Source organism: Micromonospora sp. NPDC049151, assembly GCF_040648395.1.
Taxonomy (GTDB): Bacteria; Actinomycetota; Actinomycetes; order Mycobacteriales; family Micromonosporaceae; genus Micromonospora.
On record NZ_JBEZDP010000018.1, the window covers coordinates 36010 to 60136 of the forward strand.

Annotated in this window: 24 protein-coding genes; 7 read left to right on the forward strand and 17 right to left on the reverse strand. The window is 72.0% G+C overall.

Translation table 11 applies throughout. The features are described from left to right. Nucleotides 1–21: 21 nt before the first annotated feature. The 7 genes from AB0B20_RS20560 to AB0B20_RS20590 all read right to left on the reverse strand — a co-directional run bounded on the left by AB0B20_RS20560 (nt 22) and on the right by AB0B20_RS20590 (nt 7625). Entirely contained in the window at nt 22–615 is a 594-nt protein-coding gene (locus tag AB0B20_RS20560) for a nucleotidyltransferase family protein (protein ID WP_357472520.1), read from the reverse strand. Between the two features lie 140 nt (nt 616–755). Beyond that, entirely contained in the window at nt 756–2423 is a 1668-nt protein-coding gene (locus tag AB0B20_RS20565) for a bifunctional 3'-5' exonuclease/DNA polymerase (RefSeq protein ID WP_357472635.1), read from the reverse strand. A 138-nt stretch (nt 2424–2561) separates the two neighbouring features. Further along, nucleotides 2562–3518, reverse strand: a complete 957-nt coding sequence (locus AB0B20_RS20570; protein ID WP_357388077.1) for a carbohydrate ABC transporter permease — start codon at nt 3516–3518, stop codon at nt 2562–2564. A gap of 13 nt (nt 3519–3531) precedes the next feature. Next, entirely contained in the window at nt 3532–4473 is a 942-nt protein-coding gene (locus AB0B20_RS20575) for a sugar ABC transporter permease (RefSeq protein ID WP_120569017.1), read from the reverse strand. A gap of 22 nt (nt 4474–4495) precedes the next feature. After that, a complete protein-coding gene (gene ngcE / locus AB0B20_RS20580; protein WP_357388075.1) occupies nt 4496–5908 on the reverse strand; it encodes an N-acetylglucosamine/diacetylchitobiose ABC transporter substrate-binding protein in 1413 nt (470 codons plus the stop codon). A gap of 23 nt (nt 5909–5931) precedes the next feature. Further along, on the reverse strand, nt 5932–6681 hold the full coding sequence (locus AB0B20_RS20585) for an SIS domain-containing protein (RefSeq protein WP_357388073.1): 750 nt from the start codon (nt 6679–6681) through the stop codon (nt 5932–5934). Then, on the reverse strand, nt 6678–7625 hold the full coding sequence (locus tag AB0B20_RS20590) for a MurR/RpiR family transcriptional regulator (RefSeq protein ID WP_357388072.1): 948 nt from the start codon (nt 7623–7625) through the stop codon (nt 6678–6680). The genes AB0B20_RS20585 and AB0B20_RS20590 overlap by 4 nt, the downstream gene beginning before the upstream one ends. 157 nt (nt 7626–7782) lie before the next feature. Here AB0B20_RS20590 and AB0B20_RS20595 point away from each other — a divergent pair, with 157 nt between their 5' ends. Continuing rightward, complete coding sequence (locus AB0B20_RS20595) at nt 7783–8772, forward strand: BadF/BadG/BcrA/BcrD ATPase family protein (protein ID WP_357472523.1); 990 nt, start codon at nt 7783–7785, stop codon at nt 8770–8772. Nucleotides 8773–9008: 236 nt separating this feature from the next. On the opposite strand, the gene AB0B20_RS20600 is transcribed toward AB0B20_RS20595, so the two are convergent. From AB0B20_RS20600 to ngcE (AB0B20_RS20630), 7 genes are all read right to left on the reverse strand, one after another. Then, nucleotides 9009–9440 (reverse strand): SRPBCC domain-containing protein, encoded by a 432-nt coding sequence (locus tag AB0B20_RS20600; protein ID WP_357472527.1) that lies wholly within the window; start codon nt 9438–9440, stop codon nt 9009–9011. Further along, on the reverse strand, nt 9433–9753 hold the full coding sequence (locus tag AB0B20_RS20605) for a metalloregulator ArsR/SmtB family transcription factor (protein ID WP_357388066.1): 321 nt from the start codon (nt 9751–9753) through the stop codon (nt 9433–9435). Before AB0B20_RS20605 ends, AB0B20_RS20600 begins: the two co-directional genes overlap by 8 nt. Then, nucleotides 9746–10117, reverse strand: a complete 372-nt coding sequence (locus tag AB0B20_RS20610) for a glyoxalase superfamily protein (RefSeq protein WP_357388064.1) — start codon at nt 10115–10117, stop codon at nt 9746–9748. Before AB0B20_RS20610 ends, AB0B20_RS20605 begins: the two co-directional genes overlap by 8 nt. Before the next feature lie 84 nt (nt 10118–10201). After that, a complete protein-coding gene (locus tag AB0B20_RS20615) occupies nt 10202–10771 on the reverse strand; it encodes a hypothetical protein (RefSeq protein ID WP_357472530.1) in 570 nt (189 codons plus the stop codon). Nucleotides 10772–10856: 85 nt separating this feature from the next. Further along, nucleotides 10857–11771, reverse strand: a complete 915-nt coding sequence (locus AB0B20_RS20620) for a carbohydrate ABC transporter permease (protein WP_357388060.1) — start codon at nt 11769–11771, stop codon at nt 10857–10859. Further along, entirely contained in the window at nt 11768–12676 is a 909-nt protein-coding gene (locus tag AB0B20_RS20625; RefSeq protein ID WP_357388137.1) for a sugar ABC transporter permease, read from the reverse strand. The genes AB0B20_RS20620 and AB0B20_RS20625 overlap by 4 nt, the downstream gene beginning before the upstream one ends. Continuing rightward, nucleotides 12676–14091, reverse strand: coding sequence for an N-acetylglucosamine/diacetylchitobiose ABC transporter substrate-binding protein (gene ngcE, locus AB0B20_RS20630; RefSeq protein WP_357472533.1), 1416 nt, complete (start codon nt 14089–14091; stop codon nt 12676–12678). Before ngcE (AB0B20_RS20630) ends, AB0B20_RS20625 begins: the two co-directional genes overlap by 1 nt. A 163-nt stretch (nt 14092–14254) precedes the next feature. Between ngcE (AB0B20_RS20630) and AB0B20_RS20635 the strand changes: the two genes are divergently transcribed. Continuing rightward, nucleotides 14255–15643, forward strand: a complete 1389-nt coding sequence (locus tag AB0B20_RS20635) for an acyltransferase (RefSeq protein ID WP_357388056.1) — start codon at nt 14255–14257, stop codon at nt 15641–15643. Between the two features lie 3 nt (nt 15644–15646). On the opposite strand, the gene AB0B20_RS20640 is transcribed toward AB0B20_RS20635, so the two are convergent. After that, nucleotides 15647–16942 (reverse strand): aspartate aminotransferase family protein, encoded by a 1296-nt coding sequence (locus tag AB0B20_RS20640; protein ID WP_357388054.1) that lies wholly within the window; start codon nt 16940–16942, stop codon nt 15647–15649. 152 nt (nt 16943–17094) lie between these two features. Here AB0B20_RS20640 and AB0B20_RS20645 point away from each other — a divergent pair, with 152 nt between their 5' ends. After that, on the forward strand, nt 17095–18048 hold the full coding sequence (locus tag AB0B20_RS20645; RefSeq protein WP_357388135.1) for a hypothetical protein: 954 nt from the start codon (nt 17095–17097) through the stop codon (nt 18046–18048). A 57-nt stretch (nt 18049–18105) separates the two neighbouring features. Here the strand turns inward: AB0B20_RS20645 and AB0B20_RS20650 are convergent, their stop codons facing one another. Beyond that, nucleotides 18106–18792: a Tat pathway signal sequence domain protein gene (locus AB0B20_RS20650; RefSeq protein WP_357388052.1), complete on the reverse strand. Its 687-nt coding sequence runs from the start codon at nt 18790–18792 to the stop codon at nt 18106–18108. Between the two features lie 345 nt (nt 18793–19137). Here AB0B20_RS20650 and AB0B20_RS20655 point away from each other — a divergent pair, with 345 nt between their 5' ends. The 3 genes from AB0B20_RS20655 to AB0B20_RS20665 all read left to right on the forward strand — a co-directional run bounded on the left by AB0B20_RS20655 (nt 19138) and on the right by AB0B20_RS20665 (nt 21252). After that, the gene (locus AB0B20_RS20655) at nt 19138–19887 is read left to right on the forward strand and encodes a TetR/AcrR family transcriptional regulator (RefSeq protein WP_357388050.1); all 750 of its coding nucleotides are present in this window, start codon (nt 19138–19140) and stop codon (nt 19885–19887) included. A 182-nt stretch (nt 19888–20069) separates the two neighbouring features. Continuing rightward, entirely contained in the window at nt 20070–20699 is a 630-nt protein-coding gene (locus tag AB0B20_RS20660; RefSeq protein WP_357388048.1) for a DUF6230 family protein, read from the forward strand. 1 nt (nt 20700) lies between these two features. Further along, nucleotides 20701–21252, forward strand: coding sequence for a DUF6114 domain-containing protein (locus AB0B20_RS20665; protein ID WP_357388046.1), 552 nt, complete (start codon nt 20701–20703; stop codon nt 21250–21252). A gap of 1 nt (nt 21253) precedes the next feature. Here the strand turns inward: AB0B20_RS20665 and murD are convergent, their stop codons facing one another. Continuing rightward, nucleotides 21254–22600, reverse strand: a complete 1347-nt coding sequence (murD, locus tag AB0B20_RS20670; RefSeq protein ID WP_357388044.1) for a UDP-N-acetylmuramoyl-L-alanine--D-glutamate ligase — start codon at nt 22598–22600, stop codon at nt 21254–21256. Nucleotides 22601–22687: 87 nt separating this feature from the next. Here murD and AB0B20_RS20675 point away from each other — a divergent pair, with 87 nt between their 5' ends. Then, the gene (locus AB0B20_RS20675; RefSeq protein ID WP_357388042.1) at nt 22688–24037 is read left to right on the forward strand and encodes a hypothetical protein; all 1350 of its coding nucleotides are present in this window, start codon (nt 22688–22690) and stop codon (nt 24035–24037) included. The last annotated feature ends 90 nt before the right edge of the window (nt 24038–24127 follow it).

The following is a 24127-nucleotide window of genomic DNA, read 5'->3' on the forward strand; positions in this document are numbered from 1 at the left end:
GGTCCGACAGCGGGGCGCGCGTCAGGCGCCGACGCGCTGTTCGGGGATGGACAGGCCGTAGAGCGCCATCAGCTCCGGGCTGTCGATCCGGCTGCCGTCGGCCACCGAGTCGCAGGCGATGTCGACGATCTGGTCCTTGTGCGCCAGCAGGTACGGCCGTGCGCCGACGTCGGCGCTGGCCAGGGTGGCGATGCCGGACCAGTGCCGGCGGCCGAACAGCATCGGGTAGCCGCGCAACCCGTCGTAGGTGGCGCAGACCAGCACGTCCGGGTACGGCAGCGCGGTCACCCGGCGGACCGCCGCAGCGGTGAGCCCGGGCATGTCCACCGGCACCACGACCACCGCCTCGATGTCGTCGTCGGTGAGCGCGGCGAGCCCGGCCCGGATCGAGGAACCGACCCCGGTGCCCCAGGCGCGGTTGACCACGACTGTGGCGCCGCTCAGGTCGGTGGTCTGCCTTACCTGCTCGGCCGCCGCGCCCAGCACCACCACGACCTGCGCGCAGCCCGCCTCGGCCAGCGTGTCGACCATTCGGCTGACCAGTGGCTTCTCGCCCTGGTGCAGCAGCGCTTCAGGTCCGCCGATGCGGCGGCCGCCACCGGCGGCGATGATCATTGCAGCGATCCGGTTCAGCGGTGCCCCCTCGATCAGGGGACGGACCGGGCACAGCCGCCCGGTCCGTCCCGTCGTACGCACACCGGGCCCAACGAGCGCGGCCGGAGGCGGGTAGCGGGGCAAAACGGAAAATTGTGTGACTATGCCGCGTCCGCGTAGCAATCGACAGTGGACAGGTCCAGCGGGAACCGGACCGGGGTGTCACCGAACAGCAGCCGGGTCGCCCGCGCGCCGGCGGCGCTGACCGCCTCGGCGACGGCCGCCGCCTGCCCGGCCGGGCAGTGCACAAGCACCTCGTCGTGCTGGAAGAAGACCAGCTCCGCCTCAGTGCCGGCCAGCTCGGTGCGCAGCGTGGCGAGCAGCGTGGAGGCCCACTCGGCGGCGGTGGCCTGGATGACGAAGTTGCGGGTGAAGCGCCCCCGCGAGCGGGCCGCCCGGGCCGACGGGCTGTGCGGATCGGCCCCGCCGTCCGGCATCGCCTCCTCCCCCTCGGCGAACCCGGCCGACCCGGGCGGGCAGGTACGCCCCAGCCAGGACCGGACCAGGCCGCCCGCCTCACCGGTGCGCGCCGCCGCCTCGACGTAGCCGAACGCGGTCGGATAGCTCTTCCGCAGCACCGCCAGCGCGGGCAGAGCCGTCCCGCCGGTCTGCCCGTACATCGCCCCGAGCAGGGCCACCTTGGCCTTCGCCCGGTCACCGCCGAACGAGTCCCGGGCCAGCGCCGCGTACAGGTCACCGGCGCCACCGGCCGCCGCCAGCCGCTCGTCGCCGGAGACCGCCGCGAGCACGCGCGGTTCGAGCTGGCCCGCGTCGGCCACCACGAACGTCCAGCCCGGATCCGCCACCACCGCCCGCCGGATCACCTTCGGGATCTGCAATGCCCCGCCGCCCCGGGTCGCCCACCGGCCGGAGACCACGCCGCCCGGCACGTACTCGGGGTGGAACCGGCCGCCGGACACCCAGGCGTCGCGCCAGGCCCAGCCGTGCGCCGTCCAGATCCGGTACAGCTCCTTGTATTCCAGGACCAGCGGGGCCGCCGGGTGCTCCACCCCGCGCAGCACCCAGGCGCGCGTGTTCGGCAGGTCCACGCCCGCGCGGGCGAACGCCCGCAACAGCTCCGCGGGCGAGTCGGCGTGCACCTGGCGTACGCCGAACGCGTCGGCGATGCGGGCCTGCAACTCGGCCAGCCGGCGCGGCGGCCCACCGACCGGGGACGGCTCACCGAGCAGGCCGGCCAGGATCGCGTCGTGCACGTCGGCACGCCACGGCAGCCCGGCCGCGCCCATCTCGGCGGCCACCAGCGCGCCCGCCGACTCGGCGGCCACCAGCAACCGGAACCGGCCGGGGTGGGTGGTCGCGGCGATCCGGGCAAGCTGGTCGGCGTACACCCTCGTCAACGCCGTGATGCCCGGACCGGGCGGGCCGGACGGTGGCTCGAAGAGCGTGGCCTGGGCGTGGCCCGGCGGCTCGGGCGGGCGGGGCGCCGGGTCCGGTGGGACCGGCGCGCCGGTGACCCGGGCCCAGGCGGCCGGCAGCGCGCGCGGCTCGCCCCACCGGCCCGCGTGCCCGAGCAGCAGCGCCTCGGTCAGCTCGACGTCGTGGCAGCGGTCGAGCCGCACCCCGGCGCGCAGCAGCGCCGGGTAGACGCCGGCCCAGGCGGCCCACAGCCAGCGGGGGTGGCCGGCCGCCTCGCGGGCGGCCACCGCGGCGGCCAGGTCGGCGACCTCCTCGGCCGCGCCGGCCGGGCGGCCGTCGGCGTGCAGCGGTTGCAGCAGGCCGCCACCCCGCTCGTCCGCCACCACCGCCATCAGCACGAACGCATTCTGCCCCCTCCCCCCGACACGCTCCGCGTGGAAGGAAGGGCCCCCTCTTAACGCCTGCGGTAGAGGAAGGGCCCCTTGTTAACGCCGAGCGTTAACAAGGGGCCCTTCCTTGCACCCGGAGGGTTACTTGCCGACGCCGGCGGTGAGGCCGGACTGCACCTGGCGCTGGAAGACGATGTACACGATCAGCACCGGCAGCATCGCCATTGTCACGCCGGCGAACAGGCCGGACCAGTCGGACTTGTAGCCCTGGTTGACGGACAGCTCGATCAGCCCCTGGGCGATCACCTGGTTCTTCGGCTCGCCGGAGACGGACTGCATGAGCAGCGTCGGCAGGTACCACTGGTTCCACTGGCCGAGCACGTTGAAGATGCCGATGCTGATCAGGCCCGGCTTGGCCATCGGCAGCATCACGCTGAAGAACGTCCGGGTGTGCGAGGCCCCGTCGACCTGGGCCGCCTCGGCGATCGAGTCGGGCAGCGTCCGGAAGAACGAGTGCATGAAGAAGATCGTGAACGACAGCGACCAGGCCACGTAGACCAGGATCAGCATGAGGTGCTTGTTCGGGCCGAGCAGCGGGAGGCTGACCCCGGTGTTGTAGACGCCCTTGAACAGCGGCACCGCTGCCAGATAGATCGGCAGCGTCAGACCGGACAGGAACATCCAGTAGATCAGCCGGTTGCCGCGGAACTCGAAGCGCGCCAGCGCGTACGCGGCCATCGAGCCGAGCAGCATCGTCAACGTCACGCTGAACACGAGCACGAGCAGCGTGTTGAGGAAGAAGCTGTCGATCCCGGCGGTCCAGGCGCGGGCGAAGTTGTCCCACTGCAACGCGTCGGGGATCAGCGACAACGGCTCGCGGATCACCTCGGAGTCGGTCTTGAGCGCCGACATCACCACCCACAGCAGCGGGTAGACCACCATGATCGCCCAGACCGCGAGGAACAGGTGCGAGAAGCCGTTGAAGATCCGGCCGCCGAAGCCGTTGCCGACGTCCTTCGCGCGCCGGTCCGCGGGTGGCCGGTCCGGCGGTGCCGTGTCGGACCGGGCCGGACCGGAGGTGTGGGTCACCGTGCTCATCGTCCAGACCTCCTCAGTACTCGATCCGCTCACGGCGGGTGATCCTCAGCTGGAGCGCGGCCAGCAGGATGGTGAAGATGGCCAGCGCGACGGCGATCGCGCAGGCGTAACCGAACTGGCCCTTCTGGAACGCGTTGAACTGGATCACCGAGGCGAAGATCTCGCTGGCGTGGTTCGGCCCGCCCTGGCTCGGCGTCATGACGAAGACCAGCGCGTACATGTCCAGCGCGATGAAGCCCAGATACACCCAGGCGACCGAGATGCTGTCCCGCAGCAGCGGCAGCGTCACCTTGAAGAACGTGTGGAACCGGCCCGCGCCGTCGAGGATCGCGGCCTCGTAGATGTCCTTCGGGATCGACTGCATCGCGGCGGAGAACAGCACCATGTAGAAGCCGGCGCCGCTCCACACCGCGATGAACAGCAGCCACCACAGCACCGCCGGTACGCCGAGGAACGGCTCCGGGTCGGCGGTGAAGGCGATCGGGTTGTCCGCGTCGACCAGCCCGATCTTGATGAGCAGACCGTTGATCAACCCCTGCCCGTCGGTGCGGTAGATCTGCTGCCACATGACGGCGATGACCACCAGCGACAGCACCTGCGGGAAGAAGAAGATGACCTTGTAGATCCCGGAGCCGAACACCCCGCGGATGCCGGCCCTGTCCTCGCGTCCGCCCACGTTGAGCAGGAACGCGAGGAACAGGGCCAGCGCGATCGTGAACAGCGGCACGGTGACCAGGAAGAACACGTTGTGCCAGAACGCCTTCCGGATCAGCTCGTCGGAGAACAGCCGGACGTAGTTGTCCAGCCCGACGAAGCGCTGGGAATCGGAGTACCCGCCCCAGTCGGTCAGCGAGTATCCCGCCGCCTGGGCGAACGGCCACACCACGTAGAACAGGTACAGCGCGACGGGCAGGGCCAGGAAGCCCGTGACGAAACGCGCGACTCCGTGCCGCATTTGACTCACTTCCTCGCGGTGATCAGGCGGTGCGGGTCTGCTTCTTGATCGACGAATCCTTGGCGACCTTGTCGGCGGCCGCCTGCATCTTGTCGACGAACTGCTGCGCGGTCAGGCGGCCGGCCATCAGCTCCTCGGAGAGGTTCTGGCTCTCCTTGTCCAGGTCGGCGTAGAAGTCCGGGAACTTCACCGAGATCAGGTCCGAGCTGCCGTTCTTCATCAGCGAGTTCGCCGACGCCAGCGCGGTGTCCTGGACGTTGTCGCCGGAGCCCTTGGTGGACGCCAGCGACTTGGTCAGCTCGGCGAACTTCGCCGAACCGGCCTTGGAGAGGATGGCCCGCAGGAACTCCTTCGCGGCCTCCTTGTTCGGCGCCTTGCTCGGCACCACGAAGCCCTCGCCGGAGGAGGCGAAGACGTCCTTTGCCGCCTTGTCGCCGCTCTTGCTCCAGTAGTCGGAGATGGTCATCTCGAAGCCCGGCGGGATGGTCGCGGCCATCTCGTTCTTCAGCCAGGTGCCGACCTGGATGAACGCCGCCTTGCCGTCCAGGAACGCCTGCTGCGACTGGGTGTGGTCGAGCTTGCCCGGCAGCAGCAGCTTGTCCTTGACCAGCTTCTCCCACGGCTCCAGCGCCGCGACGATGCCGTCGGCCTTCCAGGCGCCGTCCTTCAGGTTGTCGATGTCGACGACGGCCTGCTTGCCGACGGCCTTCCAGATGCTGGCGAACAGCGCCCAGCGCGGGTAGTAGCCGTGCACCGCGTCGTGCACGTACGGCGCCATGCCCTTGGCCTTGATCTTCGGCGCGAGCGCGAAGAACTCGTCCCAGGTGGTCGGCGCCGTCCACCCCTCCTTCTTGAACAGCGCGGCGTTGTACCAGTTGCCCCAGACCGTGTACGCGACGTTGACGACGTAGAACTTGCCGTTCTGCGTACCGTCGGCGACCGTGCCCGGCAGCAGGCTGTCGGCCACGGTCCCCTCGCTGTCCCAGGCCGGCGCGGTGAGCAGGTCGTCCAGGGGCTCGATCGCGCCCTCGTTGATCAGCGTGCTGCGGTCCATCATGTCGGCGCCCGAGTTCATCACCAGGTCGCTCGGCTGCGTCGCCATCTTGGGCTGCTCTTCGGTCTTGATCTTCTGGGTGGAAGACATGTTGACCGTGACGTTCGGGTGCTTGGCGTTGAAGACGACCTTGTCCTCCTTGGCCCACTGGTCGCCCAGGCCACCGTTGAACACGACCACCTTGACCGCGCTGCCGTCCTTGACGCCGAACGGGTTGTCCTTGCTCTTGGCCGCGCCGCCGCCGTCGGACTTGCTCGGCTCGCTGCCGGCGCAGGCGCTCAGCAGACCCGCCGCCGGTACGGCCAGCAGACCGGCCGCCGCGGCGCGCCGCAGCAGGGTCCGCCGGCTGACGTCGCCGAACTTCTCGGGGGAAACCGACATGTTGTCTCTCCTTGTGGGTCGGGTCAGGCGGTCCGCCGGAGACGCCCGGCGTACCGCGACTCGAGGGCGAGGTTGTGCTCGTCCCCACCGGGGACGTTGGCGGAGAGGTAGACAGGGGGTACCTCTCCGGCCTGGTGGAACCGTCGTACGACCTCGGCGGTCAGCAGCTGCGCCAGCAGCGCCGCGGTGACCGAGGAGACCGCACAGACCGCGCCGCCGCCCTCGAGCGGCAGCAGTGCGTCGCCGTACGGCGCGCCGTTGTCCAGCACGACGTCGGCGAGGTCGGCGAGCCGGTGCCCGGAGGGGTGCCGAGGAGCTACCCGGGCGGTGTGCTCGACCGAGGTGACAGCGATCAACTGATGGCCGCCGCGCTTGACGAGCGTCGCCAGCTCGACCACCGAGCCGTTGATGCCGGACTGCGAGGCGACCACGAACACGTCCTCCGGCTGCGGCGCCGCCAGCGCGTAGAGCTGGTGCGCCACGGCCGGGTCGCGTTCCAGCTTCGGGTCGGCGAGCACGTCGCGGGGCGCGTCGCCGTGCAGCACGAGGTCGTGCAGGGAGATCCGGTTGGCGGGGACCAGGCCGCCGGCCCGGGCGACCAGTTCGGCGGCGAACGCCTCCGAGTGGCCGGCGCCGAACGCCTGGAGGACGCCGCCGGCGCGCAGTCCGGAGGCGATCAGGTCGGCCGCCCGGTCCACCGCGACGGCCTGGCTGTCCACCAGCCGGTCGAGGACCGGGCGGACCGCCTCGGCGTACCGCTGGGCGCTGATCATGAGAGGGACCCCTTCGCGGCTTTGTGCCCGTCGACGGCCTGGGCGGTACGCCGGAAGGCCGCGTGGGCACGGTCGTGGGTGCGCTGCGCCACCGCGATGTAGAGCAGGTCGAGGACGACGAGCTGCGGGTGCCGGGCGGAGAGCGCGTCCGGCCGGAACGTGGTCGCCTGGCTGGCGGTGACCAGCACGATGTCGGCCAGTTCGGCGAGCGGCGAGCGGGGGAAGCCGGTGAGCGCGACGGTGGTGGCACCGCGGCTGCCGGCCTCGGCGAGCAGCTCGATCGTCTCCCGGGTCTGCCCGGTGTGCGAGATGCCGAGGGCGACGTCCCCGGCGCCCAGCAGCGCGGCGCTGGCGAGTCCCTCGTGCACGTCACTCCAGGCCCACGCGGCGACGCCGATGCGGTGCAGGCTGAACTGCATCTCCTCGCCGACGAGCGCGCTGCCGCTGGCGCCGAAGATGTTCACCCGGCTGGCCGCGGCGATGGCGAGCGCCGCGCGTTCCACCTCGGCCAGGTCGAGCAGCGCGGCGGTGTCGTGCATGGCGCGCGTGTCGGCGGCCATGATCTGGTCGAGCACCCGGGAGAGCGGGTCTCCGGGCTGGATCTCGCGTCCGATGTCGACGGTCCAGCCCGCCGAGCGGGCCCGGCCGGTCTCGGCGGCGATGCCGAGCCGCAGGTCCGCGTACCCCTCGAAGCCCATCGCCCGGCAGAACCGGGTGATGGTCGCCGGTGAGGTGCCGCTGCGCTCGGCCAGCTCGACGATGGTGGCACGGGCCGCCGCCTCCGGGTCGCTGAGCACGTGCTCGGCGACCCGGCGCAGCGCCCCGGTCAGCTCCCCCGTGCCGGCCCGGACCCTGGCCAGCACCCCGTCGGCGCCCAGCCGGTCGGCCGGGCCGGCATCGACCACCGCGGTCGCCGCGGAAGTCTCCACCTCGTGCTCGGCCATCGGCGTAAGCCTTTCGGAAAAGAGTGTTAACTGTTAGTGGTAAAAGTTCTTACTGAAGGCCCCTCCGTGTCAAGGGCGTGGGTGAAGTTTTCAAACTGTTACCTCCCGCGAGGCCGCGATCTTGCGTCCGGCGACGCGGCCGACCAGCATGAGTTCCATGTCGGACACCGTCGTGGTCGGCCTCGACGTCGGGGGCACCTCCACCCGCGCGGCAGCGCTGAGCCTCGACGGCACGCGACTGGGCGCCGGCCGCGCCGGCGGCGGCAACCCCACCAGCCACGGCGCCGAGCGGGCCGCCGCCGAGCTGCTCGCCGCCCTGCGCGCGGCGCTCGCCGACATCGACCCGGCTCGGGTACGCGCCGGCGTGATCGGCCTCGCCGGGGCCGGCCGCCTCCTGGCCGACCCGCGCGGCCGGGACGCGTTCGACCAGGCGTGGGCCGAGGCGGGGCTGCGATGCCCGTACGCGGTGCACGGCGACGCGCTCGTCGCCTACGCCTCCGGCACCGCCGCGCCGGACGGAACGGTGCTCGTCGCCGGCACCGGCGCGATCGCCGCCCAGGTACGCGACCTGCGGCTGGACCGCACCGCCGACGGCCACGGCTGGCTGCTCGGCGACGCCGGCTCCGGGTTCTGGCTCGGCCGTGAGGCGGTCCGGCGGCTGCTGGCCGACCTGGATCGTGCCGAACCGCCCGGTGACCTGGGCCGCCGGGTGCTGGCGGAGCTGACCGGCACGACCGAGGTGGACGACGCGCCCCGCGCCACCGCCGCAGCCGTCGTGCAGGCGGTCACCCGGCGACCGCCGGTGGAGCTCGCCCGGCTCGCGCCGCTCGTGGTGTCGTCGGCCCGCGACGGGGAGCCGACCGCCGTCGCACTGATCGCCGAGGCGGCGGCACTGCTGGCGGAGAGCGTGTCCCGTATCCGCCCACCCGGCGCGACCGACGCCGTGGTGCTCGGCGGCGGACTGCTCACCGGCGACACGCCGCTGGCCGGCGCGGTACGCGCGGAACTGGCCGCACGCTGGCCCGGCGCACCGCTGCACGGCGCCGGGGACGGTGCCGCCGCCGCGGCCTGGCTGGCCGCCCGCGACCTGCCCGAGGTCGCCGACCCGGTGGCACTGCACGCCCGCCTGGTCCCCCCACCCGCCTGACCCGCCCGGCACGCCCCTGACCCGCCTGGCTCGCCCTGCCGCCTGCCGCCGCCGGACCGCCCCGTGGCTGCCGCGGACGGCCTCGGGCGAGTTGTCGTCCGGCGGGCGGTGCGCGGCGTCGGGCTTCCTGCCGAGCGGAGAGTGACGACGACTCAGGACATCTGCCGCGCCGTCCTGCGGGTTCGGTCGCTTCCGCGCTCAGCTCGACAGGCGACCGCGAGCACCCACGCGAAGGGTCAGGGCAGCGCGGCCAGGGTGCCGGCGAGGCGCGTCCAGACCCGGGTACGCCAGCCGCCGTCGAGGACCGTGAAGGTGCGGCGCTGAAGCGGGTCGTCCGGGTCGAACCCGGCGTGCTCCAGGAACAGGCGGGTGCCCCGCCCCTCGGGCACCAGCGTCCAGGTGACCACGGTGTCGAGCGTGCCGCCACGCCAGGCCCACCGCATCCGGCGCGGCTCGTCCAGTTCCAGCACCTCACAGTGGACCAGCCCGTCGAACCGCCGGCCGGGTCGCGGCTCGGTCCGGAGCGTGAACCGGTGCCCGGGCACGGGCCGGAAGTCGTTCGGCATGAGCCAGCGTTCGATCAGATCGGAATCGGTCAGCGCACGCCACACCTTGGCCGGCGGGTGAGGCAGGAACCGGTCCACCGCGATGCGGGTCGGCTCACTCATCCGGCATCGTGTCCAGCACGTCGCCCAGGCTCGCCAGCCGCTGCCGCCAGAACCGCTCGTACGGGGTGAGCCAGTCGGCCAGCTCCCGAAGCGGCTCCGGGCGCAGCGCGTAGACCCGCTGCCGCCCGACGGGCTGCTCGGTCACCAGCCCGGCGTCCTTGAGCACCCGCAGGTGCTCCGACAGGCTGGGACGACGCATCTCGAAGCGGTCGGCGAGCCGCCGCACCGGCTGCTCCCCCTCGTCGCGGAGCAGCCGCAGCAGTTCCCGCCGGGTCGGGTTGGCCAGCGCCGTGAACACGTCCGGCTCAGACATGCGTCTCCTGCAGGACGAGCCCGTTGCCGTCCGGGTCGGCGAAGGTGACGTAGCGCCCCCAGGGCGCGACCTGGACGCCGTCCTCGGCGAACGCCACGCCCCGCTCGCGCAGCCGGGCCACGTCCGCGTCGAGGTCGTCGGTCTCCAGCACCAGCCCGCGCAGCGAACCGGCCGGCATGCTGTCGAACCAGGTGACAAGCGTGAGCGTGGTCGTGGCGCCCGCGGGGGCCACCTGGACCCAGCGACCGGCGGGCATCGGATTGTCCCGGACCAGGTCGAGACCGAGAACGTCGACGTAGAAGTCACGCGCCCGGTCCTGGTCGCTGACGGGCACCGAGAGGATCTGCACGTGGGTGACGGACATGCCGCCAGAATAGGTAGGAGATTTCCTACCGGTCAAGCGGCACGCGGGCCGGCCGGCTCGACCCGGCCGGCCCGCGTCGCATGCTCAGGCGTTCGGATTGCCCGGCTGCCCCGGGTGCCAGCCCTGCGGAGCCTGCTGCCCCGGATGCGGCGGGTACGCCGCACGCTGCTGCGGCACCTGACCGGGGTGCCCCTGCGGCGCGCCGTACTGCGCGGCCTGTCCCTGCGGCGCGCCGTACGGCGCCGGCTGCCCCTGCGGCGCGGCGCCGTACGGTGCCGGCTGGCCGTGGGCGGGCCCGAACGCCGGGCCGGGCTGACCGTGCCCCGCCGCCGGGTACGTGCCCGGCTGCTGCGGCGCGCCGGCGAACTGCTGCCCACCGGCGAACTGCTGTGCGGCGGCCTGTTCGCGAGCATCCTTGCGCGCCTTCACCGCGCGCACGATCAGCAGGATCGGCAGCACGAAGACGTAGAAGAAGATCCGGTAGCTGTCGCCGTCGAAGAGGAAGAGCAGGTAGAAGCCGTACCCGAAGAAGGCCAGGCCGATGACCACGTTGAGGATCCGGGAGCCGGTCCCCTGTTCCTTGACCACCGCGCCGACGACGACCATCGCGATGCCGCCGAGCATCAGCAACAGCGTGTAGAGGAGGAAGAACATGATATTCCTGTCGATAGACGAGCGTGCCGGCTCACCCTAGGTCAGCTCGATCTCTCCCACTGCCCCGTTGCCTGTGGCAACCACCTCACTTGAGCTGCCCGGCGGTCAGTCCGGACTGGACCTGACGCTGGAACGCCACGTACACCACGAGCACCGGCAGCACCGCGATGGTCAGGCCGGCGAACAACTGGGCGTAGTCACCGGCGTAGCCCTGGCTGACCGCGAGCGAACTCAGCCCCTGGGCGAGCATCCGGTCCTGCCCGTCGCCGGGCAGCAGCACCTGGGGCAGCAGGAACTGGTTCCAGTGGCTGAGGAAGTTGAAGATCCCCACACTGATCAATCCCGGTCGCGCCATCGGCAGCATCACCCGGAAGAAGAGCCGGAAGTGCCCGCACCCGTCGATCAGCGCGGCCTCCGCCACCGACGTCGGCAGCGTCCGGAAGAACGCGGTCAGGAAGAACACGGTGAACGGCAGCGAGTACGCGGTGTAGACCAGGATCAGGCCGGGCCAGGTGCCGAGCATGCCGACGCTGCGGACCACGAAGAACAGCGGGACCAGGGCCAGGAAGACCGGGAACATCATGCCGCCGACGAACAGGTAGTAGACCACCTGCCGGCCGCGGAACTCGTAGCGCGCGAAGACGTACGCGGCGGTGGCGCCGAGCAGCATGGTCAGGCTCAGCGAGCCGGCCACCACGACCAGGCTGTTGAAGAAGAACCGGCCGATGTGGGCGGTGGTCCAGGCACGCGTCCAGTTGTCGAACCGCAGCGCCTCCGGCAGGCCCCACGGCTCGGCGACGATCTCGCCGTTGGTCTTGAGCGAGCTGAGCACCATCCAGGCCAGCGGCAGGACCGTCATCGCCGCCCAGAGCAGCAGGAAGCCGTGCGAGAAGACGTTCGCCACGCCCAGCTCGCGGCGCGGCGGCCGGTCGCCCGGTCGTGCGGCGCCGGCCGGGACGGGAGCACCGGCGGTCGTCGTACCGGGATCCACTGTGGTCACGAGTACTCGATCCGATCACGCCGGGCGGTGCGCAGCGCCAGCACCGCCACCGAGAGGGTCAGGAAGAACATCGCCACGCCGATCGCCGACGCGTACCCGAACTTGTTCTCGCTGCCGAACGAGGTGTCGTACATCCGCAGCCCGATCACGTCGGAGGAGAAGTTCGGCCCGCCGTTCGTCATGAGCTGGACCAGGATGAAACCGTCCAGCGCCGCGATGGCCAGGTAGATCCAGGCGACCTGGATGGTGTCCCAGAGCAGCGGAATGGTGATCTTCCGCAGCATCGTGGTGCGGGACGCGCCGTCGAGCAGCACCGCCTCGTAGATGTCGCGCGGGATCGCCTGCATGGCGGCGCCGAAGAGCACCACGTAGAAGCCGACGTTGCTCCACACCATCACGGCCAGCACGCACCAGAACGCGAAACGCGGGTCGCCGAGCCAGGCCGGCGTGGCCAGCCCGACGGCGCGCAGGGCGCCGTTGAGCAGGCCACTGGTCGGGCTGTAGATCTCCTTCCAGAGCAGCGCGATGATCACCACCGAGAGCACCTGCGGGAAGAAGTAGACGAGCCGGTAGACCGAGGTGCCCCGCACCCCGGTCACCCCGGCCCGGCCCTTGCGTCCGCCCATGGTGAGCATGCTGGCGAAGAACAGGCCCAGCGCGATGGTCACCACCGGCACCACGGCGAGCAGGATCGCGTTGTTCTTCAACGCGTTCCACACGTACCCGTCGTTCAGCAGCGTGCGGAAGTTCGCCAGGCCGACCGGGTCGGCCTGCGCGGAGTAGCCCATCCAGTCGGTGGTGGAGATCTGAAAGGCCTGGAGGTACGGCGAGAGCACGAAGATGCCGTACAACGCCAGCGGGGGAAGCAGGAACGTGAGGATCAGGGGGTAGCGGCCCTGTCGCATCACGCCGACCGCTTGTACTTCTTGACCGAGCTGTCCTGCGCGATCGAGTCGGCGCCCTTCTGGCACTGGTCGAGGAACTCGGCCGGGGAGATCCGGCCGCTGAAGAACTCACCACAGGCCGCGTCGACCAGGTTGCGCTCCAGCTTCCGGTAGTAGTTGTTGTAGACCCAGTTGAAGCCGTTGGACCCGGACGCGTCGAGCGCCTTGACCACGGTGCTGAGCCCGTACGGCAGGTCGATGCCCTCGGTGGCGCCGGCGACCACCGGCAGGCTGGCGACCTTCTTGGTGAAGTCCTGTGCGCCCTTGCGGGAGAGCATGGTCCGGAAGTACTCCAGGCCACCGGCGACGTTGCGCGCTTTCGCCGGCACCATGAACGGCTCGCCCGCGGTGCCCCGGATCGCCTCGTACGGCAGCTTGTCGCCGCTGCCCAGGCTCGGCGTCGGCGCGACTGTCATGTTGAAGCCGGGCGGCGTGACGTCCTTCTGCTCGCTCTCCAGCCAGGAGCCGCAGGAGATGAACGCGGCCTTGCCCTGGCACCAGGCGGTCTGCGACTGCTTGTGGTCCAGGCCCGGGGAGCCGTCGAGGATGAACTTGTCCTTGACGATCTGGTGCCAGGCGTCGGCGGCGGTCTTCATGGCGTCCGACTTCCAGGCGTTCGGCTCCAGGTTGTCGATGGCCAGCGCCACAGACGGCCCGCCGAGCTTGATCGCGGTGGAGATCAGCGGCCAGCTCATGTAGCGGGGGTGCACTCCGGCGTACGTCCAGGGGGCGATGCCCGCGGCCTTGATCCGGCGGCAGAGCGCGATGTGGTCGTCCCAGGTCTTGGCGTCCTCCCAGCCGCGGTCGGCGAACAGCTTGGTGGAGTGCCAGATGCCGTACACCGTGTAGGTGTAGTTGAGCACCAGGAACCGGCCGTCGTAGGAGCCGACCTCGACGGTGCCGGGCAGCAGCGTGTCCTTGACCGTCTTGCCGGGCGTGTCGAGGCTCGGCGCGGCGAGCAGCTCGCCCAGGTCGGCGAGCGCGTTCTGGGAGACCAGGCCGTTGAAGTCGATCTGGCCGGCGCCGGAGTTGTTCACCACGTCGGGCGGGCTGCCGTCGACGAAGCGGGGCTGGAGGGTCTTGCTGATCTCCGCGGTGGCCGAGTGCTTGATCTGCGCCTTCGGGTACCGCTCCTTGTACATGGCCTCGTGGGCCTTGGCGTAGTCCTCGCCGAAGCCACCGTTGAAGATCACCACCTCCAGCGGGGCGTCCTCGGCGACGCCGAGCGGGTTCTGCTCGCTCTTGGTGCCCTTGTACGCGCCGCCGTCGCCCTTGTCGTCGCCACCGGAGGTGGCGCAGCCGGCGAGCAGGCCGGCGGCGGGGGTGGCCAGCAGACCGGCGGCGGCGCTGCGCCGTAGGATCTCACGCCTGTTCATCGCATCTCCTCGGTCCGGGTACGCGCGGTGAGCACCCTGTCGCTTGTCTTCACAAGACGCATTTGCAATGAAGAATTTCTACGACAGTGCGGCGGGGACCACAAGCCCTCTCGACCGATCCGTTATCCGTACCGGTCTGGGCCGGCTGGCCTAACCTGAGCCCATGCGCCGCCTGCGGCAGCTCGCGCAACGCACGCCGCCGGGGCGGGAGCGCTACATCGACCTGCTCCGGGCGCTCGCCATCACCATGGTCGTGCTCGGCCACTGGGGCGTGACAGTAATCGGGTACGACCACGGCCGCCCCGCCGGCCACTCCGCGCTGGGCGACCTGCGCTGGGCCTGGCCGCTGACCTGGGTGGCCCAGGTGATGCCGGTGTTCTTCCTGGTCGGCGGCTACGCCAATGCCGCCTCGCTGGCCGCGCGCCGGCGCCGGGGCGGGTCGGCGGCCGGGTGGCTGGTGGACCGCAGCGCCCGGCTGGTCCGGCCGACCACCGTGTTGCTGCTCGTCCTGGCCGCCGGGGCGGGAGTCGCCACGCTGCGCGGCGCCGACCCGGCGCAGGTGCGCGCGGTGGTCTGGTTCGCCACCATCCCGCTGTGGTTCCTGGTCGCCTACGTCGCGGTGGTGGCGCTGACCCCGCCGATGTACGCGCTGCACCGCCGGTTCGGGCTCGCCGTGCCGGTGGCGCTCGTGGTCCTCGTCGCGCTCGGCGACCTCGGCCGGCTCCTCGGCCCGGCCGCGCTCGCCGACGGCAACTACCTGTTCGGCTGGCTGGTCGTCCACCAGCTCGGTTTCGCCTGGTACGACGCCGCCCGGGCGGACACCCGCCGGACCGGCGGCGGAACCCGGGGCCTGTTCCGCCGCCGGCTGCCGCTGTCCCGCCGCTCGGGCGCGGTCCTGCTCGGCGGCGGTCTTGTCGCGCTGCTGCTGCTCACGGTGCTCGGGCCGTACCCGGTGGCGATGCTGCACGTGCCGGGCGAGCGGCTGGACAACGCGGCGCCGCCGAGCCTGGCGCTGATGGCCACCGCCGCCGCACAGCTCGGCCTGATCCTGCTGCTGCGCGGCCCGGCCGGGCGCTGGCTGCGCCGGTCCGGCCCGTGGCAGGCGGTACTCGCGGTGAACGCCGTGGTGCTCACCCTCTTCCTCTGGCACCTGACCGCCGCGGTGCTCCTCGTCGGCCTGCTGGACGCGCTCGGCGTGCTGCCCACTCCCCCGGTCGGCTCGGCGGCCTGGTGGGCGTGGCGCGTGCCGTGGCTGCTCGCGCTCACCGCGGTGCTGGCCGTGCTGGTCGCCGTCTTCGGGCCGGTCGAGGCCCGCACCCGCCGCCCGGCCCCGACCGGGCCGGCCGGGGCGAATGGCCGGCGGCTGCGGGCCACCCTGGCCGTGGCCGGGTACGCGGGCGTGCTGGCCGGTCTGCTGCTGAACAGCCTCGTGCCCAAGGCCGCCCAGGAGCCGCTGGGCCTGCCCGCCCCGGCGCTCGTGGCGTACCTGGCCGGGGCGGGTCTGCTGCGGCTGCTCAGGTCGGGGCGGGCGGGCCGGCGCCGGCCGGGTTGACGCTCACGCCCCGATCGCGGCGCTGATCGCGTCGACCAGGATCGCCAGGCCCTCCCGGGCCTCGTCCTCGGTGAGCGTCAGCGGCGGGCCCATCCGGATCACGTTGCCGTAGAGGCCGCCCTTGCCCACCAGCAGGCCGCCCGCGCGGCACGCCTCGAAGACGCTTGTGGTCAGCGCCGGGTCCGGCTCGACGGTGCCCGGGTGGACGAACTCGACGGCGAGCATCAGCCCCTTGCCGCGTACCTCGGCGACCTGGGCCAGTCCGGCGGTGGCCGCGCGCAGGCCGTCGCCGAGGATCGCGCCGACGCGGGCGGCGTTGCCTTGGAGATCGTGGTCGAGCAGGTAGTCCAGCACCGCGTTGCCGGCGGCGGTGGAGACGGGGTTGCCGCCGAAGGTGGAGAAGCTGATCGCCGGCACCGACTCCAGCACCTCGGCGCGACCGACCACACCGGCCAGCGCGAAGCCGTTGCCGACGCCCTTGGCGAAGGTGAGCAGGTCCGGCGTCACGCCGTGTGCCTGGTAGCCCCAGAAGTGCTCGCCGGTACGGCCCCACCCGGTCTGCACCTCGTCGCTGATCAGCAGGATGCCGTGCTCGTCGAGCACCTTCTTCCAGGCGGCGAACAGCCCGTCCGGGCCGTGCACGAAGCCGCCCACGCCCTGGACCGGCTCGGCGATCAGGCAGGCCACGTCGCCAGTGGTCTGGGTGGCGAGCACCTCGCGCAGGTCCTCGACCGCCGCGTCGACCCGGTCGGCGGCGTCGAGCCGGGCCAGCAGCCCGCGCAGCCGTTCACCGGAGTGCAGCCAGGCCACCTGCAACGGGTTCAGGGCGCTGGCCGACCAGCCGCGGTTGCCGGTGACGCCCATTGTCGCGTACGTCCGGCCGTGGTAGCTGTTGCGCACCGCGAGGATCTGGTGCGAGCGCCGGTGGTTCGTGGCCACGAGCAGCGCCGCCTCGTTCGCCTCGGTGCCCGAGTTGGTGAAGAAGACGCGGGCGTCCGGGATGCCGGAGAGCCGGGCGATCTTCTCGGCCAGCTCGACCTGCTGCCGGATCAGGTAGAGCGTGGAGGTGTGCACGAGCCCGGTCCGCAGCTGCCGTTCGACCGCCTCCCGGATCTCCGGGATGTCGTGACCGACCATGGTGGTCAGCACCCCGCCGAAGAAGTCCAGATAGGTCCGGCCGGCCGCGTCGGTGACCCGGCGGCCGGAACCGGCCACCAGTTCCAGCGGTTCGGCGTAGTAGAGCGGCATCCAGGACGGGAGCACGGCGCGGTGCCGGGCCAGCAGGTCGTCGGAGGTCATCGGCGCACCCTTCAGCGGAGGTGGATCCCCGCACGTTCCCACCACCACCGGGGCCGGGACAACAGGCGACGGACGGGAGGCCCGTCCGATCCGCGTCCCGGCCGGTGCGGGAGCGGTCCGGCGGTAGCATCCGCCGGGTGCGTACGGATCAGGTGACACTGCCGGGCGGCGCGACGCGCGCGCATCTGCTGGCCGAGGTCCGGTCCTGGGTGGAGTCGGCGCCGGTGCGGCGTCTGGTGTCGCACTTCGGCGGCGACTGGCCCGGCGGTGATCTGGCGGCGGTGCTGGCCGGGTTGGACGCGTTCTCCGCCCGCCGCTGGGACTTCCGCCAGGGCCGGGAACGCCCGGACGCCCGGGAGCCGGCGTTCGATCCGGCCACCGCCGCACTGGTGCTGAGCGCCGCCGAATCGCTGGGCCTGGTCCGCTCGGTCGCGCCGGCCCGATCCGGGTACGCGCACCTGTTGGTGCTCGGCGGGCTGGCGCACGCCTGCCTGCGGCGCACCGCGTACGCGGCGGTGCTGGCCCGGACGGTGGCCGAGGTGTCCGGCGAGGTGGCGGTGCTGGGCAGTTTCCGGCCGCTGTCGGCGGCCGAGTCCCACACGCTGGACGCCGCCGGGCTGTCCGGCTGTGCCACCGAGGTGGACGTCCTCGACGCCGGTGTGCGGCTGGCGTTCGGCGTGACCGGGCCGGACGACGAGCGTGGCGAGCCGGGCGGTCATCCGCACCGGGCCTGGTCCTCGCGCACCTACCGGCCGGCCGGGTCGCCCCCGGTACGGGTGCTCGCCGCGCCGTCCAGCGAGCCGGACCGCCGTCGCGCGCACACCGCCGACACGCAACGGTTCTGGGCCGAGCACGTGCGGCTGCGCGCGGACGACCCGGTGCTGATGGTGACCGCCCCGATCTACGTGCCGTTCCAGCACTGCGACGCGCTGCGGACGCTCGCCGTGCCGTACGGCTGCGGCGTCGAGACCGTCGGGGTGGATCCGGCCGCACGCGCCGTCGTCGACCTGCCGGAGCCGGCCCTGACGCCGGGCCGCTACCTCCAGGAGATCCGGTCGGCGCTGCGGTCGATGCGAGCGCTGCACGCGACGCTGGCCACCGGCTGACCGGCTCATGGGCCGGTGCCCGGCGAATCCGCCGCGCACCGGCCCGGGAGCCGGGTGTCAGTTGACGTAGACCGCCGGGCTGCCGGTCTTGCTGGTGTCCTTCACCGGCGAGTACGACGCGGTGAAGTACGCGGTGCCGAAGCACAGCGACGGGCCGGAGAACTTGGTCAGGGGCTGGTTGGTGAAGCTGATCGAGTTGGTGGCGTTCGACGCCGTGCCGGTGAGCGAGTTCGTGCTGGTGCGGTAGACGCAGGTGATCGCGCCGAGCAGCGAGTTGAGCACGACGGTGCTCTGGATCGGCGCCGCCGCCGTCCCGGAGATCTTGACCACGCCGGCGCTGGTCACCGAGGTGGTGTACGGCAGGTTGTTGACGGTCACGCTCTTTACGCCGGTGGTGCCGATGACGTTTGTCGTGCAGCTGGTGAACGACTGTGCGGTGAGGCTCTCGGTCGCGGTGCCGGGTGCGGTCGGGTTGGTCAGCACCTTGGCGCTGAAGGTGGACGCGGCGCACTTGATGCCGGTGGTGCCGCTGGTCGAGGAGTAGAACGTGGCGTTCGTACCGCTGCGCAGGCTGGCCTGGATGACGTCGCCCACCGACACGGCGGTGCCGCCGACGGTCGGGTAGGTCAGCACGGCACTGGCGAGCGAGGTGGCGGGGGCGGCGGTGGCGGGAGCGGCGCCGACCAGACCGGTCAGCAGCGTCAGGGCCGCGAGGCCCGCGCCGATGCGTCCGTACCTGGGCATGGTTGTTCCTTCCGGCGGTGGGACAGGTGCCGGCGGCGTCCCGATTGGACGGAGCCGGTGGGATGCGGCGGCCGGGATCGGGCCGCCGATGGTGGTGGTGCGCCGTCGCGGCCTCAGCGGGCCGGGCGGCGTGGCGCAGTGCGGCGTCGCCGCGTCACCTGGGTCTCTCCGGCCTTGGGGGGACGGGTCCGCGCGGCGATAATGGCAGCCATCCGGCCCTCCTTCGACGCGTACGGGGTGACCGACGAGAAGTGATCACCAGCGGTGACGAGGCGTAAACTGAGCGTGTCGAAAGTTATAAACCTCGGAGGGTCGTAAAGTCAACGAATCAAGAAAGGTCGATGAGTGACAGTGCCGAGCCCGCCGCCGCCGGCGCCCGCGCCACTGCCGGGCGCCCGCCACGGCCGCGACCCGGATCGCGCCATCAAGCGCGGTCCGCGCCGCGTGCCGGCCGAGGAGGTGGCGGCGACCCAGCGCGACCGCCTCTTCGACGGGCTGGTCCGGGAGGTCGCCACCCGGGGGTACGACAACGCGCGGGTCAGCGACATCTGCCACGCCGCCGGGGTCACCCGGCCCGCCTTCTACGCGCTGTTCAACGGCAAGCAGGACGCGTTCCTGGCCGCGTACCGGCACGGGATCGCTGTGGTCTCGCACCTGATGGAGGACGCCTACCGCGACGCGGGACCGGACTGGCCGCAGGCCGCCCGGGCAGCGCTGCGCACGCTGCTCGACGTGCTGGCGAGCGTGCCCGCCTTCGCCCGGATGGCGCTCGTCGAGGTGGACGCGGCCGGCCCGGACGCCCGCCGGGAGCGCGACGCGCTGCTGCACAGCTTCCGCCGGTTCTTCGCCGACGCCGGGCCGGCACCCGCCGAGGTGGACCGGGAGGCACTGCTGTCCACAGTGGTCGGCGGCATACACGCCACCATCCGGGAGCGGGTGGCGCAGGGGCGGGCCGACGAGCTGCCGCTGCTGCTGCCGGCGCTCACGTACGCGGCGACCGCGCCGTTCCTCGGCCCCGGAGAGGCGAGCCGCGTCGCCCGGGTGGCCCGGACGGACGACGGCCCGGCCGCCACCGCGCCCTGCGTTCAGCCCTGAGCGGTGGAAAACCGCAGCGGTTTTTCACTTTGGCCGCTTTTGGCAAATGCCGCCCAACCATCTGCTACAGACAGTTGACCGCATCTTTACTCAGCGGTAACTTCGGCCTGCGCCCTCGGCGCGCACATCTTGCGAATCCCACTCGCATCGTCGCGAATGAATTGATCTCGAAAGGGGCCGGCATGTCGGAGCAGATCGAGCAGATCGAGACCGATCAACCGCGGAGTGGCGTGCGCTGGCGCCGGTTCGCCGTCACGCTCGGCGCCGTGGCGGCCGGCGCGGCCGGCATGGTGGTGCTGACCGCGCAGGGTGTGCTCGGCGCGCAGTTCGCCATCTCGGGCATGCCGTTCACGGTCACCGCCGACAAGCTGGAGGGCACCGGCTTCGAGCAGTTCGCCACGCTCGACCAGATGATCCCGGACAGCCCCAACCAGGGCGACACCGGCGGGCAGGTACTTGTGATCGTCTCGGCCATCGACAAGGCCGAACTGACGAATCTCTGCCAGAGCATCAACCTGGGCGGGACGAATCTGCGGATCACCGCCGGCAATTCCGGAAAGCCGGTGACCGCCCGCACGCTCGTGGTCGACGGCGACGAGGTCGCCGGTAACGCCTCCTTCAAGAACATCGACGTGGGCCAGGACGCCAGCACCGTCGACAAGGTCCCCGGGGTCAAGGGCAACCCGGGTGTGTTCGCCCAGCAGGCCGACAGCGTGACCATCACCAACCTGCGGCAGAACAACTACGCCACCACGGCCGCCGTGTTCACCCTGCCCAACCTGCGCATGGGCTTCAGCTCCGAAGGGTGCTGAGGTGAGCGCGGGACAGCACTCGGCGCCCGCCGCCGGCGTACGCACACGCTGGCGGCGCTGGCGCCAGGCCCGGCCGTTCACCGCCGGGCTGCTCATCGCGCTCGGCGGCGCGGAGATGCTCGTGACACTGCGCGCGCCGCTCGGGGTGCTGCTGCACGTCGGGCCGCAGGGGCTGGCCGCGTACCTGGTCCCCCTCGTCCTGGTCATCTGCGGCGTACTGCTGATCACCACGCCGCAGCAACGCGTCTTCTACGCGGTGGTCTCCCTCGTGCTCGGGCTGGTCTCCTGGCTCACCTCGAACCTGGGCGGCTTCCTGATCGGCATGCTGCTGGCGCTCGTCGGCGGCGCGCTCGCGTTCGCCTGGACGCCGGTCAAGCGACGGGCGACACACGCCGGCCCGGCGACGGCGCCCGCCGCGACTGACACGGTGCCCATTGAGACGGCGCCCGCGCCGCGCGAGCCGGTGGACAGTGCGGCACCCACCGAGTCGCTCGACGCGCTCCTGTCGGCCGAGCCGGGGCCGCCGGGGAACGCCCGGGCCGACCGCGGCTGACTCAGCGGGCGGTGTCCGCGACCGCCTGTGCGAACACCTCGGAGCGGTGCTCGAAGTTGCGGAACCGGCCGTAGCTCGGCGCGGCCGGGGACAGCAGCACCACCCCGCCGGCCGGGGTGAGATCGCGGGACAGCCCGACGGCGGCGACGAGGTCGTCGGCCAGCTCGGTACGCACCGACGGCAAGCCGGACAGCGCCTCCACGATGCGGGGGCCGCTGTCCGGCACGCCGATCACGGTGATCTCCCGGCCGGCCAGGTGGGCACGCAGCGGGCTGTAGTCCAGCCCCCGGTCGGCGCCGCCGACGATCACGGTCAACGGCCGCCCCTCGTACGCGTCGATCGCGTGCATGGCCGCATACGGGCTGGTGGCGAGCGTGTCGTCGACGAAGGTGAGCCCGGACGGGTCGGCGATCTCGGTGAGCCGGTGCGCCAGGCCCTGGAACTCGGCCACCGCCACGGCGAGGCTGTCCTTGCGCGCCACCACGTCGACGCCGAGCGCCTCCAGCACGGCGAGCGCGACGCAGAGGTTGCCCTCGTTGTGCCGCCCGACCAGCGGCAGCACCGCGCGCGGGAACAGCGGCGTGTCCCGCAGGTGGAACCACCGCGTGCCGTCCGGCCCGGTGGCGACGTGCGTGGTGTCCGGCGCGCCGGCCCGGATCGCGGCCCGGTCACCCAGCTCCGCCGTCAGGCGCGGGTCGGCGCCGTTGACGACCACGGCGTGCGGGCCGTGCGCGATCAGGTTCAGCTTGTCCCGGTAGTACTCCCGCTCGCCGCCGTGCGCGTCCAGGTGCTCGGGGAACAGCGCTGTCACCACCGCCACCCGCGGCGAGTCGGTCAGGTCGGAGCACTGGTAGCTGGACAGCTCCAGCACGTACAGCTCCGCCTCGGGCAGGTCCAGCAACGGCACCCCGATGTTGCCGCCGAACACGTTCGGCCGGTCCATCGCGGTGAGCAGGTGACTGATCAGGCTCGACGTGGTGCTCTTGCCCTTGCTGCCGGTCACCCCCACGGTCCGGTCCGCGTGGTCGGCCATCCACAGCGCGCTGCCCTGCGTGACGAGCACGGACCGGCGGCGCAGCTCCACCATCCACGGGTGGGTGTTCGGCACACCCGGCGAGCGGACCACCACGTCGGCGGCGGCCAGGCGCGCGAAGCCCTCCTCGCCGGTGACGAGCGGCGCCGCGGCGGCGAGCGGACCGTCCCAGGGCAGCGTGAGGAAGTTCGCGCTGTCGTCGACGACGACCAGGCCGGCCGGCCCGTGCGCGGCGATCGCGGTCACCGCGGCCCGGCCCTCGCGGCCGGCGCCCCAGACGGCGACATGACGTCCGCGCAGATCAGACAGACGCACGGGCTCTCCTCGGACTCGGTCGACGCACGGCGGGCAGGGTCCGGCCCAGCCGGACACGGCCGGACGAACCAGGGCCTAGTATGGCGTGTGCCCAACGAGCAGCTGCGGCGGATGGACGCCTTCACGTTCCCGTCCTACTCGATCGACTTCGCCACCGGCGAGGTCCTGTTCGACTACGCCCTGACCGGTCCCGACGGCGAGCAGCGATTCACCGAGGTGATCACGCTTCCGCTGCCGGCCGAGCCGGTCACCGACGCCACGGCGGCCACCCTGGCCCGGGTGCTGGAGCTGCTGCACGTGGTGGCCGGCGTCAGCTACTACAAGGCCGCCGCGCCGCCCCGGCTGGTGCTGCCGGCGCCGCTGGGCGCCGCCGCCGTCGAGCTGGTCACCGCCGTCTACACAAAGGGCCTCGCCGAGTACGCGTACCGCAACGAGCTGCCGCACGTGCTGGAACTGCGTCCCGAGGTGCCGTCCGGCGCCGTGGATCCGGCAGTGCCGGTGGACAACTCCGACCGCCGCCCGCTGTCCGCGGTGGGCGGCGGCAAGGACTCCATCGTCACGCTGGAGGCGCTGCGCCGTGCCGGCCTCGACCCGGTGCCGTTCTCGGTCAACCCGAACCACGTGATCGTGTCGGTGAACGAGGCGTCGGACCTGGTGCCGCTCGCCGCCCGGCGACGGCTGGACCCGGTGCTGTTCGAGCTGAACGCGGCCGGCGCGCGCAACGGGCACATCCCGGTCACCGCGATCAACTCGCTGATCGCGGTGGCCACCGCCGTCCTGCACGGGCTCGGTCCGGTGGTGATGTCGAACGAGCGCTCCGCCTCCGACCCGAACCTGATCTGGAACGGCCACGAGATCAACCACCAGTGGTCGAAGGGCGTCGAGGCGGAAGGGCTGCTGCGAGCCGCGCTGGCCGAGCACGCCGGGCTCACCGAGCCGTACTTCTCGTTGCTGCGCTCCCTGTCCGAGCTGCACATCGCCCGTCTCTTCGCCGAGATCGACAGGTACGACGCGGTGGTGACGAGCTGCAACGCCGCGTTCAAGCTGCGCGACGCGACCGAGCGCTGGTGCCGCGACTGCCCGAAGTGCCGGTTCGTGTTCCTGGCCATGGCGCCGTTCATGCCGCGCGAGCGGCTGACCGGCATCTTCGGCGGCGACCTGCTGGCCGACGAGTCCCAGGTCCCCGGCTACCGGGAGCTGCTCGGCATCGACGGGCACAAGCCGTTCGAGTGCGTGGGCGAGGTGGAGGAGTCGGTGGTCGCGCTGAGCCTGCTCGCCCAGCAGGACCAGTGGCGTGACGCCCCGGTGGTACGCGCCCTGGTGGCGGCGCTGCCCGACGCCGCCTGGCAGGCGGCCGCGACCTCCGACGTGTTCACCCCCGGCGGCGACAACTACGTCCCCGCCCTGTACGCCAAAACCCTCACCGTCCTGACCTGACCCCTCCCCCTCCCACCCCACCCCGCTCCACCCAGCCGCGTCGATCACGAGGTTGGACCGGCGGTTTGTCCGGGATCGGCACCGTCAACT